15 protein-coding genes are annotated in these 15,205 nt (G+C 54.1%); 11 read left to right on the forward strand and 4 right to left on the reverse strand.

The window, feature by feature from the left end:
• Positions 1–67: 67 nt before the first annotated feature.
• Positions 68–406 carry a hypothetical protein gene (locus NYE26_RS00980; RefSeq protein WP_076086522.1) on the reverse strand — a complete coding sequence of 113 codons (339 nt, stop codon included), beginning with the start codon at positions 404–406 and terminating at the stop codon, positions 68–70.
• A gap of 526 nt (positions 407–932) precedes the next feature.
• Here NYE26_RS00980 and NYE26_RS00985 point away from each other — a divergent pair.
• From NYE26_RS00985 to NYE26_RS01015, 7 genes are all read left to right on the forward strand, one after another.
• Entirely contained in the window at positions 933–1,121 is a 189-nt protein-coding gene (locus NYE26_RS00985; protein ID WP_019913840.1) for a hypothetical protein, read from the forward strand.
• Between the two features lie 416 nt (positions 1,122–1,537).
• On the forward strand, positions 1,538–2,587 hold the full coding sequence (gene coxB, locus NYE26_RS00990) for a cytochrome c oxidase subunit II (protein ID WP_209877254.1): 1,050 nt from the start codon (positions 1,538–1,540) through the stop codon (positions 2,585–2,587).
• Positions 2,588–2,715: 128 nt separating this feature from the next.
• Positions 2,716–4,554: a cytochrome c oxidase subunit I gene (gene ctaD / locus NYE26_RS00995; protein WP_076086550.1), complete on the forward strand. Its 1,839-nt coding sequence runs from the start codon at positions 2,716–2,718 to the stop codon at positions 4,552–4,554.
• 6 nt (positions 4,555–4,560) lie between these two features.
• On the forward strand, positions 4,561–5,187 hold the full coding sequence (locus NYE26_RS01000; RefSeq protein WP_036722156.1) for a cytochrome (ubi)quinol oxidase subunit III: 627 nt from the start codon (positions 4,561–4,563) through the stop codon (positions 5,185–5,187).
• 4 nt (positions 5,188–5,191) lie between these two features.
• On the forward strand, positions 5,192–5,515 hold the full coding sequence (locus tag NYE26_RS01005) for a cytochrome C oxidase subunit IV family protein (protein ID WP_036722158.1): 324 nt from the start codon (positions 5,192–5,194) through the stop codon (positions 5,513–5,515).
• A gap of 28 nt (positions 5,516–5,543) precedes the next feature.
• Positions 5,544–6,452, forward strand: coding sequence for a cytochrome c oxidase assembly factor CtaG (gene ctaG, locus NYE26_RS01010; protein ID WP_036722317.1), 909 nt, complete (start codon positions 5,544–5,546; stop codon positions 6,450–6,452).
• Between the two features lie 36 nt (positions 6,453–6,488).
• Entirely contained in the window at positions 6,489–6,953 is a 465-nt protein-coding gene (locus NYE26_RS01015) for a DUF420 domain-containing protein (RefSeq protein WP_036722160.1), read from the forward strand.
• A 385-nt stretch (positions 6,954–7,338) separates the two neighbouring features.
• On the opposite strand, the gene NYE26_RS01020 is transcribed toward NYE26_RS01015, so the two are convergent.
• The 3 genes from NYE26_RS01020 to NYE26_RS01030 are packed head-to-tail and all read right to left on the reverse strand — an operon-like array spanning position 7,339 to position 11,416.
• Positions 7,339–8,928 carry a methyl-accepting chemotaxis protein gene (locus tag NYE26_RS01020; protein ID WP_209877246.1) on the reverse strand — a complete coding sequence of 530 codons (1,590 nt, stop codon included), beginning with the start codon at positions 8,926–8,928 and terminating at the stop codon, positions 7,339–7,341.
• A 29-nt stretch (positions 8,929–8,957) separates the two neighbouring features.
• Positions 8,958–10,958 (reverse strand): chemotaxis protein CheA, encoded by a 2,001-nt coding sequence (locus tag NYE26_RS01025; protein WP_339253263.1) that lies wholly within the window; start codon positions 10,956–10,958, stop codon positions 8,958–8,960.
• Between the two features lie 29 nt (positions 10,959–10,987).
• Positions 10,988–11,416, reverse strand: coding sequence for a chemotaxis protein CheW (locus NYE26_RS01030; protein WP_339253265.1), 429 nt, complete (start codon positions 11,414–11,416; stop codon positions 10,988–10,990).
• A 210-nt stretch (positions 11,417–11,626) separates the two neighbouring features.
• Between NYE26_RS01030 and NYE26_RS01035 the strand changes: the two genes are divergently transcribed.
• The 4 genes from NYE26_RS01035 to NYE26_RS01050 all read left to right on the forward strand — a co-directional run bounded on the left by NYE26_RS01035 (position 11,627) and on the right by NYE26_RS01050 (position 15,203).
• The gene (locus NYE26_RS01035; protein ID WP_339253267.1) at positions 11,627–12,586 is read left to right on the forward strand and encodes a tyrosine-type recombinase/integrase; all 960 of its coding nucleotides are present in this window, start codon (positions 11,627–11,629) and stop codon (positions 12,584–12,586) included.
• A 496-nt stretch (positions 12,587–13,082) separates the two neighbouring features.
• The gene (locus NYE26_RS01040; protein WP_339253268.1) at positions 13,083–13,811 is read left to right on the forward strand and encodes a hypothetical protein; all 729 of its coding nucleotides are present in this window, start codon (positions 13,083–13,085) and stop codon (positions 13,809–13,811) included.
• A gap of 52 nt (positions 13,812–13,863) precedes the next feature.
• Positions 13,864–14,274 carry a GntR family transcriptional regulator gene (locus NYE26_RS01045; RefSeq protein WP_209877957.1) on the forward strand — a complete coding sequence of 137 codons (411 nt, stop codon included), beginning with the start codon at positions 13,864–13,866 and terminating at the stop codon, positions 14,272–14,274.
• Entirely contained in the window at positions 14,274–15,203 is a 930-nt protein-coding gene (locus tag NYE26_RS01050; RefSeq protein ID WP_339253270.1) for an ABC transporter ATP-binding protein, read from the forward strand. The genes NYE26_RS01045 and NYE26_RS01050 overlap by 1 nt, the downstream gene beginning before the upstream one ends.
• The last annotated feature ends 2 nt before the right edge of the window (positions 15,204–15,205 follow it).

The following is a 15,205-nucleotide window of genomic DNA, read 5'->3' on the forward strand; positions in this document are numbered from 1 at the left end:
ATCCCATTGTAAGGAGCGGGCAGGCAAAAGGGAAACTATTTTCTGCTGCGCGGAGCTACATCTACAGCTACAGCTGCCGCAGCTGGCTTTCGGCGATCTCTCCCACCCAGGGGAGCTTGAACCATCTGCTGCCAAGGGCATGGTAGATCATCAGGAGCCAGACTGCGAAGCTGCATAGGGAGATCAGGGCGCCTGCCAGATTACCGAGAAGCGGAATGAAGCCGCTGAGCACATGGGCGATCATAAGGACTCCGAAGGCAATCAGGGATTGAAGCGAGTGGAACAGGACAAAGCGGCTGCGCTTCTCCAGTGCAAGGAAAATAATCGCCCCGATGAACGGGAAGAAATAACACAAGGCGGCGGCAAGGTTATCGGGCAGTCCGGTCGAAGATCTGAAAGGCGACAAAGGGCTCACTCTCCTTGGATTGTAGAAGAAAAAGGCAAAGATTATTCGTGCTTCTTCCCTACAAGCCTATGAGGTGTCCGGGCAAAGTATGAGCTGTGCGGAATGCTGTCCAATAATTTTTGGGGATAGGGGGCATACTATGAGTAGGTTCCCAAACGGGAGGTCAAGCATATACTATAAAAAATTTCCATTTGCATTTTTACATGGAAAGGTGGAAGTTAATCTGGAATATGATACAATATAACGATAAGGCCCGAAAGGAGTGATTCAGCAAGTGGCTCTTCGGGTAATTAAAGTGTCAAGGTGTCTTTGCAGTGGGACATCCTTACTCTCAGCCCAAATCACGACGAACCTGCTTCACCGGCAAGGCGGATTTCCAAGTTCATGGAATGGTAGTCTGGACGGGTAATGCAAGCCGCGTATGTGTAATGGTTTCTTACTTGCATTTCAAGGTTACGGCGAACTTTTCATCATGCATTCTCTACAACGGAGCATTCATTTTCAATGTTTTGGGAGGGAACTGATCATGGCAAGTAAAGGTCATAACGAAGTCAAGGAAAGTCTGCGGGAAATGACACGTATTTTCCGGCCCAAAGATCCCAAGAAATTTGTGAAAGAGTACGTCCGGAAGTATCGGATCACGGGAGGATACGAGGAAGAGCTGACCATGGTTGTGGAGCATGAGCTGGTTAGAATGAATTCTTCCGTCTCCTGAAGAAGCGGGCAGAGAGAGTGATTCTGTTTCGTGCTGTTTGATGCCGACAACTATACATTTAATCTACATTCAAGCGATAACATCCATGAGGATTCTCATAAACCGTGCCCGGGCAGCCTTCTGCTTCTGGAATCGGTTTTTTTTGTATGCATTTTGCAGATCATCTTCGTATGTCAAATGAATGTTTAGACACAAATACATATGAATACGCTTCAAAAGTAGTTTAACAGTTTTCCGGGAAAATTGAAAGCGCTTATAAAATCAGTATTGACAAGCTTTCCGCGACTTCAAAATGATTATGTGAATTTGTTGTGAACGATTGACAAAAACGTAGACCGAACTTATATTAATAGTGATTGTTATAATTGACAGGAAAATACTCTAATCTACGAATTCGGGAAAAGCGGGGTAGATCAATGATGAAAACGTGGCAGGCTGGTAAGCGGCTTCTTCCCATGACAGCAGCACTTGGACTCCTTCTGGCCGGATGCGGGCGGGAGGACTTGTCGGTACTCAGACCGCAGGGACCCGTAGCGGAAAGCTCTTACGGACTGATGAAGCTGTCGATCACGATCATGATTGTGGTGCTGCTGATCGTCTTCTCCATTGCGGCTTATGTATGGATTCGCTTCCGCCGGAAGAAGGATCAGGATGAGATTCCGAAGCAGGTGGAGGGCAGCTTCAAACTGGAGGTGCTATGGACGGTCATCCCGCTTATTCTCGTCATTGTGCTGGCGATTCCTACGGTGAAGGTGGTCTTCGCTGCCGGCAATGATCATTCGGATGACAAGGACGCCATCAAGGTCAAGGTGACCGGCCACCAGTACTGGTGGGAGTTCGAATATACGGATTACGGAATAACGACCGCGCAGGATCTGATTATTCCTACAGGTAAGCACATTGCCTTTGAGCTCAGCACCAAGGATGTGCTGCATTCCTTCTGGGTACCCTCGCTGGCCGGGAAAATGGACACCAATCCCGACGGCACGGTGAACCGCTTCAGCTTCAGTGCACCGAATGAAGGCGTTTACCGGGGGAAATGCGCGGAGCTGTGCGGACCCTCCCACGGGTTCATGGAGTTTAAGGTGAAGTCGGTCAGCGGTGAGGCCTTTGACAAGTGGGTGGCTTCAATGAAGGCGCCGGAGTCGGTGATGCCGGAAGATCCAGTACTGGCTGAGAAATTCAAGTCCCAGTGCCTGACTTGCCATGCGATAGGCAGCATGCCTGCATCACCGGTGGCTCCAAGCCTGACCGGAATCGGCTCCCGTGAATCGGTTGCAGGAATTCTGCTTAATGATGACACTCGAGAAGACGGGGCGCCGGTCCTTGAGAATCTGAAGACTTGGCTGCATGATCCGCAGAGCGTGAAGCCCGGCAACAAAATGCCGAACCCGAAGGATATGGGCTTAAGTGATGAAGAGATCGACGGCATTGCCGAATATCTGGCCGGTTATACGCTGGAATAGGGGCCTATGACTGAAGCGGAAGCAGCATATTTGATAAGGGGGTACATACCTTGGCTCACGCAGCGCAATCCTTGCAGCCCTCCCAGCCCTTGCAGCCCGGCCACAGCGCCAAGCGGCATACCGGGCTGATGGACTGGATTACCACCGTCGACCACAAAAAAATAGCCATCCTGTATCTATGGGCCGGCGGCCTTTTCTTCGGCATTGGCGGCCTGGAGGCGATCCTGATCCGTATTCAGCTGATTAAGCCGATGAATACCTTCCTGGATGCCCAGACCTTCAACGAGCTGATTACGATGCACGGCACGACCATGATCTTTCTAGGAGTCATGCCGGTTATTTTCGCGCTGATGAATGCGGTGATTCCGCTGCAGATCGGCGCGCGGGATGTCGCCTTTCCTTTTCTCAACTCGCTGGGCTTCTGGACCTTCCTGTTCGGCGGTCTCTTGCTTAACTTGAGTTGGGTGATGGGCGGCGCGCCGGATGCGGGCTGGACGGCCTATACCCCACTTTCAAGCACGGGCTACAGTCCCTCACACGGAGTGGACTTTTATACGATAGGGCTGCAGATTGCCGGACTCGGCACACTGATTGGCGGGATTAACTTCCTGGCTACCATCATCACGATGCGTGCACCGGGGATGTCCTTCATGCGGATGCCGATGTTCGCCTGGGCTACCTTCATTACCTCAGCCATTATTCTGTTTGCATTCCCTGCGGTTACCGTAGGACTTGTCCTGCTTACCTTCGACCGGATTCTGGACGCCAATTTCTTCAATGTTGCCGGAGGGGGCAATCCCGTGCTGTGGCAGCATATCTTCTGGATCTTCGGGCATCCCGAAGTGTATATTCTGATTCTCCCGGCCTTCGGCATCATCTCCGAGGTCATTCCGACCTTCTCGCGCAAGCGGCTGTTCGGGTACAGCTCCATGGTCTTCGCGACAATTCTGATCGCCTTCCTGGGCTTCATGGTCTGGGCGCATCATATGTTCACCACCGGCCTCGGTCCGGTCGCGAACGCCTTGTTCTCCGTCTCTACGATGCTGATTGCCGTCCCGACCGGGATCAAAATCTTCAACTGGCTGTTCACCATGTGGGGCGGACAGGTACGGTTCACGACCCCGAATCTGTTCGCGGCCGGGTTCATTCCTACCTTCACGATGGGCGGAGTAACCGGGGTGATGCTGGCCTCCGCGCCGGCGGACTTCCAGTTCCATGATACGTACTTCGTGGTGGCGCATTTCCACTATGTAATCGTTGGCGGTCTGGTGCTCGGGCTGTTCGCCGGGCTGCACTACTGGTGGCCGAAGATGTTCGGGCGGATGCTTAGCGAATCCTTGGGCAAGTGGACCTTCTGGACCTTCATTATCGGGTTCCACTTAACGTTCTTCGTGCAGCATTTCCTGGGACTGATGGGGATGCAGCGGCGCGTATTTACCTATTTGCCGAACCAGCAGTTCGATACGCTCAACCTGGTCAGTACGGTGGGGGCGTTCCTGATGGGAGTGGGCATGATTATCTTCCTTGTAAATGTGTTCTTGACCTCCAGACGACCGGCGGATGCGCCGGAAGACCCGTGGGAAGACGGGCGGACCCTGGAATGGACGATCCCTTCGCCGCCGCCGGAATATAACTTCAAGCAGACGCCGCTGGTGCGGGGCCTGGATGCTTTCTGGAAAGAGAAAATGGCCGGGCATAAGGCCATGACCCCGGCGGAGCCGATTGGTCCGATTCATATGCCGTCGGCTACGATTCTGCCGTTCCTGATGTCCGTCGGTATCTTCATTGCGGGCCTTGGCTTCATGTTCAGCCGCGATGAATTCAGCAGCAGCATCATGAGCTTCCTGTTCAATAATTATATTGTTACAGCGCTGGGGCTTCTTATTACCTTCGGATCGATGCTGATGCGGTCGCTGTTCGACGATCACGGCTGGCATATTGAACCCGAAGAGCTGGAAGGAAGGTGAGCAGAGATGACAACGGCACATGCTGAAGCGGCGGACGGTACACTCCCGCATGAACCCGAGAAAGCGACCCTGGAAGGACGCAATAAAGTGCTGGCCTTCTGGCTGTTCCTCGGAGGGGAAGCGGTGCTCTTCGGCACCCTGTTCGCTACCTTCCTGGCGCTGCGTAATCAGACGAATGAGGGACCCTCGGCGGCTGAGCTATTCCATCTGCCGCTGGTCGCGGCAGCGACCTTCCTCCTCCTGGTCAGCAGTCTGACCAGTGTGTTCGCCATTCAGGCCATGCACCGGGGAAATGTGGCCCAGCTACGGAACTGGCTGGTGGTGACTGTCCTGCTCGGCCTTGCCTTCCTGATCCTGGAGATCTACGAGTTCAGTGTATATATCCGGCATGAGGAATTCGGGATGACGACGAGTGCGTTCAGCTCGGCCTTTTATACGCTGGTCGGGTTCCATGGTGCCCATGTCGCCTTCGGGATTCTGTGGATCTCCGTGCTGATCGGGCAATTGGCGCATAAAGGCTTGACGGTCGTTACTGCACCGAAGATCTATGTCTCAGCGATGTATTGGCATTTCATTGATGTGGTGTGGGTCTTTATCTTCACAGTCGTATACCTGCTCGGAAAGGTGGGGTGAAGCCATGACGACGAAGCAGCCTTCTTCAGATTCTGCGGTGAAGCACCGGCACCGTCCGGAAGGACCGCAGCGGCATATTGTGGTGTTTGTGTTCTCCGTGGTGCTGACGCTGATCGCCTTTGCCGCGGTGGCGGCCGGAGGGGTGAATGCTACCTTTGCGATTATCCTGCTGCTGGTAATGGCTGTGCTGCAGGTGTTCCTGCAGATGGGCTTCTGGATGCATCTGAAGGACAAAGGGCATATGCTCCCGATTATCTTCATGCTGGGCGGATTTTTTATCGCAGGCACCTGTATTGTAATGGCGCTCTATTGGGTATGGTGGGATTGATTCTATCTCCGGGGAGGTCTTGAGGATGATACCGGGATTGCAATATTTCAGCTTTACGGAATTATGGAGTCCGTTGTTTCTGGCCCTGATGCTCCTCCTGACTGCCGGATATTTTGTGCTGATCGGTCCGCTGGCCTCCCGTTTTGAGGGCAGCACTGCAGTCCCCTTCTGGCGGAGGGGGCTGTTCTTATGCGGAATGCTGGCCCTCTATCTTGCGCAGGGAGGACCTGTCAGTCTGCTGGGACATATCTTATTTTCCTTCCATATGGTGAGTATGGCCTTATCCTATCTGGTGGCGGTCCCGCTGATTATGCTCGGTATCCCCGACTGGTGCTGGCGCGCTCTGCTGCGGGTGAATCCGCTGAAGGGACTGGCTTTTCTCGCGAAGCCGGTGGTGGCGGCCCTGCTCTTCAATGGCCTGTTCTCGCTCTACCACATCCCCGCCATCCATGATTATGTCATGCTGCATTTCACCGTTCACCGTCTGTATTATGGCATCCTGTTCCTGACCTCGGCGCTGATGTGGTGGAATTTGATCAACCCCTTGCCGGAATACCGGGCGCTTAGCGGTCTGGGGCAGGTGGGCTTCATCTTCCTGAACATGGTGCTGCTGACACCAGCCTGCGGGCTGATTATTTTTGCGGGCTCCCCCCTCTATGCTACGTATAGCGACCCGGGCACCTGGGCGAAGGCGATGGGCTACTGTGTACCGCAGAGTCCGGCTGCATTATTGCAGGCTTTTGGCGGTCCCGGCTTCTTCGGATCTCTGTCCCCCAAGGTAGATCAGCAGGTCGGCGGCATCGTGATGAAGTTCATTCAGGAATTTATTTTCGCCTCGATGCTTGCTTATGTGTTCTATCATTGGTATAAAAAAGAGAACGGACAAGAGGACACAGAAGTGTCCGCGTCACCCTCTGCCCTGGCGGAGGAGGTCTGAACTATAATGAGCTGGTAAGTACCGAGGGGGATATTCATGGATATTTTCACATTGTTTCCTACGATCAGTACATCGTTCATCGTCATAAGCGCGGTGCTGGTGGCCATCGGCTGGAGACAGATCATTCAAGGCAAACGCGAGGCGCATAAGAAGACGATGATTGCGGCTGCGGTGGCAGCGATTCTGTTCTTCCTGGTGTACTCGTCAAGAACGGTGTTCGTAGGCAATACCTCCTGGGGAGGACCCGATGAGCTGACGACGATCTACCATGTCTTCCTGATCTTCCACATCGTGCTGGCTACCGTCGCTGCCGTATTCGGCATCACCACGCTGACGCTCGGCTTCAAGGCCAAGTATGCCAAGCACCGCAAGTGGGGCAGAGTGACCTCCGTCATCTGGTTTATCACCGCTATTACGGGAGTCGCCGTCTATGTCCTGCTGTATATCTTCTATCCGGGCGGACATACGAAGCCGGTCTGGGAAATCATCCTAGGCGCTTAAGCCGAGGGAAGAGAAGCCCTGGATCATAGGGGAAAAGCCTGTCCATCTGCCGCCGCTGCGGGGGAGGGGCGGGTTTTTTTGGGATTAGGGGCTTGGAGTGGGCCGAATGTAATCGAAAAACCGATCACATTGGGCGGGCGGAGGGTGTGCGTGCGAAATGTAATCGAAAAACCGATCACATTGGGCTGGCGGAGGGTGTGCGTGCGAAATGTAATCGAAAAACCGATTACATTGGGCTGGCGGCGAGCGTATGGGCAAAATGTAATCGAAAAACCGATTACATTGGTTTGGCGAAAGCCTACCCGCCCCGGCTGATCCCGCGAGATAAATAAAAATACCTGCAAGCTCCGAAAGGGAGCTTACAGGCTGTTAAATGAACCAAGAGCTACAACCGGAACGAAGACACCGTGCTCTGCAGCTCCTCAGCCAGGCTGGCCAGGGACTGGGCGGAAGAGGCGGTCTCTTCGCTGCTGGCGGCGGACTGCTGGGTGGTGGCGGAGATGCTCTCCACGGCAGCGAGAACGTTGGTGGACTGGGCGGCTTGTTCTTCGCTGGCGGCGGCGATTTCGGATATTTTCTGTCCAGCGTTGTTGACCATCGTCACGATCTGATGAAAAGAAACGCCGGTCTTCTGCGACAGCTCCGCACTCTCCTGCACAGCGCTCACGCTGTAGCGTGTATTCACCTGCATCCCCTTGATGATGCTGGTGATCTGCTTAGTGGCCTCGCCGCTGCGCTCGGCCAGCTTGCGCACCTCATCGGCCACCACCGCGAAGCCGCGGCCCTGTTCTCCCGCTCTTGCGGCTTCAATGGCGGCATTCAGAGCAAGCAGGTTGGTCTGATCTGCAATATCCTCGATGACATCAATAATCTCGCCGACCTTCTGCGAGTCCTCCTCAAGCTTAGCCATCTGTCCGCTGACAGCCTGCATACTCTCCATCGACTCCTGAATGATGCTGTTCCCGTTCTCGGCAATCGTAACGGTCTCATCGGAGATGACCGAGGCCTGCTCGGTATTCTGGGCTACAGAGTGGATCGCGCTGGACAGCTCTTTGAATAACTCGCTGATGGTCCCGGCATCATCCGCTGTGGTCGTGCTGCCGCTTGCCACCTCTTGCGTACTGGCGGAGATCTCCTCGGCGGCGGCGGACAGGCTCTGGGAATGCAGCAGGATGGAGCCCACAGTGTTACGGAGGTTGCTGACCATCTCGTTCACCTTGGCAGCCAGGATGCCGATTTCATCTCTGGTGTCGATATCGGATTGGCTGCGCAGGTCGCCGTCAGCCACCTTCGAGAGAACCTTGACAACCTTCGCCAGCGGATTAGAAATAATCCGGGAGATGATATACCCTAGCAGGATGCACAGAATGACTGCACCGATAATGATACTGAGGGTAATATTACGCGAAGAGCTATAGAGTGCGGCTCCGCTCTGTCTGGCCTGATCCGCTTCCTTGGTGTTGGTGAGAATCAGCTCGTTCAGAATATTCTTCAAGGTATCGCCTTGGTTGTTAAGCGTGCTGCCGCGCAGCATCTCCAGCAGCTTCTCGTCCTGTCCCGTCAGGGAGAGGCTGACAAGAGAATCGTACGTTAACAGATAGTCATTCCATGCCGCTTCAAAAGGGGCAATGGCTTGAACCGATTCCGCGCTCAGCTTGGTTTTGCGGAAGGCCGCGATGTTATCGAGTACGTTCTGCTTCTCTTTTTTATAATCGTCCACCCGCTGCTGGCGTTCCTCAGGGGTCTTCTTAATGTACAGATCCCTGACGATAACGCGCATGACCGAGAAGCTGTTCTGTGAGCTTTGCAGGGAGGAGACGGGAACCAGATTGTTCACATACATATCGTCCAGACTGTTATTAATCGAGCCGAGGTTGCTGAGACCGTAGAGGCCCACGAAGGAAAGAATGACAGCGACGGTCAGGAAGGACGAGATTAATTTCACGCTTGTTTTTAGATTATAGAACCATTTCATACCTGTTTCCCCCAGTAAAGATGATTTTGTTAAGCGAAGACTCCCGTATTGAAAAATAAGCTGGCTGTATCTATGATCAGAGCGATATTGCCATTTCCCAGGATGGTAGCTCCTGATATGTTCTCAGTCTTGCCCATGTAGGCGCCGAGCGATTTGATTACGATATCCTGATTGCCGATAAGTGTATCCACGGCCAGTGCCAGCCGTTTCTCTCCCCGCCCCACGATAATCAGCGGAATGGATGCTGATCTGCCGCCCGCACCTGCGGGGAGCCGCAGGATATCCTGCAGCCAGACCACAGGTACGAGCTGCCCCCGTGCGGTAATGACAGGCTGGCCCCGGACAGAGCTGATCTCCTCTGGAGTGACGCGAACAATCTCGGCCACACTGCTCATGGGAATCACGAAGGTGGCTCCCCCGGCATGAACGAGCAGACCCCGGATGATGGCGAGCGTCAGGGGCAGACGAATCCGGAAGCGGGTGCCTTGCCCCCGCGTGGTCTCGATATCGATCATGCCGTTAATCCGTTCAATATCATTACGGACGATATCCATTCCGACCCCGCGGCCGGAAATATCGCTGATGTGCGGGGCGGTGGAGAAGCCGGGCCGGAAAATAAGCCGCAGCGCCTCATCCTCAGTCATCCCGCCGGCCTCTTCAGCCGTAATGATGCCCTTCCGCAGGGCAGACTCTGCAATCAGGCTGGAATCAATCCCGGCCCCGTCGTCCTCGATGACCAGGATGACCTGATTATCCTCATGGGAGGCCGCGACGCGGACGGTTCCGGTCTCGCTTTTGCCGGCGCTGCGGCGGATTTCAGGGGTCTCTATACCGTGATCAACGGCATTGCGCAGCAGATGGATCAGCGGGTCGCCAAGCTCTTCAATGAGCGTCCGGTCCAGCTCCGTCTCCTTGCCTTCAAGAACCAGTTCAACCTGCTTGTTCAGGGAGCCGGACAAGTCCCGGACCATGCGGGGCAGACGGTTGAACAGCTGCTCTATCGGCAGCATCCGCACCTTAATCATGCTCTCCTGCAGTTCCCCCGTAATCATAGCCAGATGGTCGGCAAGCTGGCCCAGCTCCTCTGTCAGATCATTGGTTCCGTATTGCTGGTGGAATCTGCGGTTCAGCAGATGGAACCGGGTCTGATCGATGACCAGCTCACCCGCCAGGTTCATCAGCTTCTCCAGACGCTCCACCTGGACGCGGATCGTTTGCGGCTTGGTTTTGTCAGCGGCAGACGGCGGGGATTCTGGTACTTCCGGGAGCTCCCGGCTCCCCGTCTCCGGATGGGGCGGTCTCACGAATTCACCGGGACGCGGGGAATCGTTAAGCACTTCTTCTATGTATATACGATCAACATCCATAATGGATAAGACCTCCTGACGGAGCTCCTCGATATCAATCTTAGGCGACAGCAACCAGGAGGCCTCGTCGATCCGGCTGTCGTGGTCCTCTATCTCTTCCAGCTCCGGCTTCATGCGCAGGACGGCAGCGACACTCCGCAGCTTGGCATCGATCAGGTGAAGACGGGGCAGCTTCATCTCACAGCCGGAAGAGAGCCACACATGCACCCAGAACAGCTGGAGGGGAAGCTCTGCCTGACTTGTCTGCACAGCAGGGACCTTATCCTCCGGCTTCTGCAGCTCCTCCGCTGCGAATGTACTCAGCCGCTGCACCAGACCGGACACATCTGTGGTCTCCTGATCCGTAGCAGCGATCTCGCTCTGCAGCGCGCGCATTCCATCCAGCGCTCCGAAGAACAGGCGGATCAGCTCCGACGTGACCGTCCGTTCCCCTCCCCGCATCTGATGAAGCAGATGCTCCAGATGATGCGTGACTTCCTTCAGCCCGTTGTAGCCCATAGAGGCCGAGGAGCCCTTAAGAGTATGGGCCGCCCGGAAGAACTGCTGGATTCCGTCTTCTGTCTCCCCGGTCTGCTCCAGCCTGAGCACCTCATCCTCGATCAGCTGCAGCTGGTCCTCCAGTTCCTCCAGAAATATCCCTCGGTATTCCGATAAATCAACCATGGTTCGCCTTCTCTCCGTTTAGCCTTTGTTTAGTCTCGCAGCAGGATCTCATCCAGTCGCAGAATGCCGACCAGCTCGGAAGAAGAGAAGCCTACTCCGTTGAAGAAGGAGCCGCTGACTCCAGAGAGGCTGCCCTGTGCAGGCTGAATATCGCTGAAGGTCGTCACTTTATTCACGTTGTCGACAATAACGCCCAGGGATTCCTCCTGGTGATGGACCACCAGAATGCGTGTGTGTTTGGTCGGCTCCACTTCTTCCATCTGAAGCAGCACTCTAAGGCTGAGCACCGGCACAATTTTACCCCTGAGGTTGATAATGCCCTTAACGTAGTGACGGCTGCTGGGGATTTCCGTTATTTCCTGCATTCTTATAATTTCATGAACATCTGAGATCGGGATCGCATAATGCTCGTGATCTACCCCGAATTCAACATATTGTTTCTGCAAAACGGTCTCCATAGTTACCCTCCGGCTTCTCATATTACTTAGCTGGCCCGCAGCCGCTATTCTGTCTCCGTCCCCCTCCTGAGTTCTTCGCGTTACCTTCTGCTGATCTTGTGTATTCCGGTCTTTGGCCATTCCTGTGTGATAATGGGACAAAATACCACAAAAATGTCGTACAATATCACTTATGCGACATGTCTATTCCTGAGGAGTGATGAAAAAAGAATGAGCCAGACCGAATTTAGCCGTACGGCGCTCAGCTTGGTGTACCCGGAAGAGGGCTACCTAAGCGATGATCAGATTGTTCAGATGTTTATGGCTACCTGCTGTACGAATGTTAATACAGGTCGGAATTATAAGCGGGCGATTGCCGATTTCCGCAGATTTATTGCAGGCACCTCCTTAAGGGCAGTGACCTGGAGGGAGATAGAGGCGTATAAGATTTTCCTGACGCAGGGGGGCTACAGTTATCAGAGGCAGCTGGCACCGGCAAGCATAGCGGCATTCCTTGCGCCGTTGAAGTCTTTTTATAAATGGGGGAGTGACCAGCATATCGGGATTTTTGCGGTGAATCCGACCTCTTCGGTACGCATCCCCAAAATAACCGTTACCAGCCGCAAAAACTTCCTGACCAAACGGGAGGTGGGGGAATTACTGAATGTACTGGAGAAGCAAGGACTGCGCAATTATCTGATCGGGCTGACGCTGGTAGTGCTCGGTCTGCGGGTGTCAGAGCTGACGGCGATGAAGTGGGGGGACTTCCATAATGATCTGCTGGAGACCTCGGTCTGGCTGACCGTGGAGAACGGCAAGGGGGGTAAGCCTAGAGAAATTAAGGTTCCGCCAACCCTGTGGCAGCTGTATTCCAAGTTGTCTGATACTTTGCCAGGGAAGGAAGAGGTCACCCCGGAGCAGCGGATGTTTCCGTTATCTTCACGGCAGGTGGAACGGATTATCAAGAATGCCGGAGAAGCCAGCTCAATTGAGAAAAAGCTGACCCCGCACTGGCTTCGCCACACGAATGCCACGCTGGCCTTGCTCCAAGGAGCGTCGCTTCAGCAGGTTCAGGAATCGCTGGGGCATTCCCACATCAACACCACTCAGCGTTATCTCCACACCGTTCAGCAGATTCAAAAGGCTGCCCCGGATTTTGTCGAGGACAGCCTGCGCACGTTCATTCAATAGATTAGATTCGACAAAAATTGCAGAAGCACGAATGGAACATAATTGTGGAAACAGAGGGGCTGATCCAGCGAAGTTTCTATACAGAAGTTAGGAAATGACCTATAATAAACGCATGGCTGCTTGATTATGCGCAAGTATGCATGGTTTATCGTATTTTACTCAAAAAAAGTCGCATAAGTGATATTGTACGACAAAAAACGTCAAAGTATACATACAGACTTAGCTTCATGTGGTTTGTTGCATCGAAATCCGGCCCTTGTGCCGCAAATCCCGCGTATGCTCCAATAATAAAGTCCAGACTCCGCCTATGTGCGGGGTTTTTTTCGTGCGTGGAATCGAAATACTAAGAATAGTAGAGTTTTTCTGTTGACAGTGGAAAACACAGGTCATATACTGTGTATATAGATATATACAGTAAGCACACACAGATACACACTGAGGCTAGCTGATCTGCCAGCTCCTGCCGTTCAAGACGAATAAAGCGAGGTTAGAAGTTATGACAACATTAAAGCAAGCGTGGGTCATCGTACGCAGCGAATTCCACGGTGACCGCTGGAAGCTGCTGTGGGCACTGCTGTTCTCGCTCCTGTTCATGGGATATTTTGCCGCACTGTCAGGAATGGTCATCGACGATACGCTAACAGGACATGACAAGCAGTTGCTCAGCGATGTTCTGATGGTTACGATGATGCTCATGCTCACGATCACCTTCTCTCGGCGGACAATGAAGTATATCTCGGAGGATTCCTATACCCGGATGCTGGCGTATATGCGGGCGTTGCCGGTACCGGTAGCAGCTATTCTCTGTAAAAGAAAGCTGGACACCCTGCTCGCCGTTGCCATGAACAGCACGTTGTTCTTCAGCCTGATCTATCTGCTCAGCCCCGGAATACGCGCTGAACTGCCGCCTGCTTCGTATCTGGCTTTTGCTTTTACCTGGATCGGTTACAGCCTGATTGTCGCTGGCATGTACATTATCATCGAGTTCTCAGTCAGCGGTGTTATGTACTTCTGGATCATCTCAGCCGTCATGCTGCTGGCGCTGGGCATGTCGGGACTAGTCTACCTGGCGGGAGGCAATATACTGCTCGCCACGGTCGCTGTATCCAAGGAGTGGGGCCTATTGTCTCCCTTGATGTGGGGGGCGCTGGCACTTGGCGTGCTATCGCTTCAGCTATTCTCCAGATGGACGATTCACCGGCTGAAGAGCCGTGATCTCGTATGAGACGGGGCAAGGCGTTCATCCGGGGGCCGGGCCTGGAAGGCAGGTGTAAATGATGTGGATACCTATACAAATTAATGAGAACAGCGCAGAGCCGCTGTACCATCAGATCGAGACGCAGCTCAGATCGCTGATTATCTCAGGTGCGATTACAGAAGGGACGCTGCTTCCTTCCATCCGCGAATTCGCAGGTGACCTGAAGTGCAGTGTCATAACGGTCCGCCGCGTCTATCAGGATCTGGAGAACGAGGGCTTGCTGCGGACCCGGCAGGGGACGGGCACCTTCGTATCCCATATCGGGACCGGAGCCATGGAGGACTATAAGCAGGAGACCGTCCGCAAGGCGCTGGAGAGCGCCGTGGAGGCGGGACTGTCCGTCCATTGCAGCGAAGAGGAACTAACCAGGCTGTTCACAGAGATCGTGAAGAACAAATACGGGAAGCAGGCAGAAAGAGGGGGAAGCTGATGGGACAGCAAGCCATAGAACTGCGGGATGTATGGAAGAAGCGGCGCAACAAGACCATCGGGCCGATGAATCTCCGGCTGCCGCAAGGATATATTACAGCGCTGGTGGGCCAGAACGGCGCGGGCAAAAGCACGCTGCTGAATATGCTCCTGCAGCTGATTTTGCCGGATGAAGGGGAGATCCGCTGGTATGAAGAGACTTACCGCGGTGTGCTGCCGATGGAGCTCCGCCAGAGCATCGCTTACGTGCCGGAGATGCCCCAGCCTGAGGAGAACTTCTGGACACCCGGTGAGGCGGCCGCCTTCCGCAGCCATTGGTATCCTTCCTGGGACCAGAGCTACTTCGAGGAGCTGGTCCGCAAGTTTGAAGTGCCAGAGAATGCCAGACTGGGTAAAATGTCCAAGGGCGAGCGCCGCAAGTTCGAGCTTGCCGCCGCCCTCGCGGTGAAGCCCCGGCTGCTGCTACTGGATGAGCCGTCCTCGGGCCTGGACCCTTTTGCCTGGAAGATCATGATTGAGACGCTGCAGAGATACATGGATGAACACGAGGCCACGATTGTCATCTCGACCCATATTGTTGAAGAAGTCCGGCGGCTGGCGGATTATATCGTGCTGATGCACCAGGGGCAGCTGCTGGGAATGACCGAGAAGGACAGTCTGTTTGGTTCATGGAGTGAAATATGGGTTCAAGTTGAGGGAGAGCAAGAACTGCAGGAACTGGCAGCCGAGCTGCCGCAGGCGCTGGAGCTGAAGCTGGAAACGCCGGGTGTGGCTTCATTTTTGACCCAGCAAATTTATCTGTATGAGAAACGCATTCACGATTTGGGCGTAAAGGTACTCAAGAGCCGCAGCCTGGAGCTGGATGAAATCCTAAGCTTATGGACCCGGGGACATCGTCCGGTTCTGATCGACCAGAAGAGAGGGGAATAAGA

It is taken from the genome of Paenibacillus sp. FSL P2-0136, assembly GCF_037975325.1.
Lineage (GTDB): Bacteria > Bacillota > Bacilli > Paenibacillales > Paenibacillaceae > Paenibacillus_AQ > Paenibacillus_AQ silagei.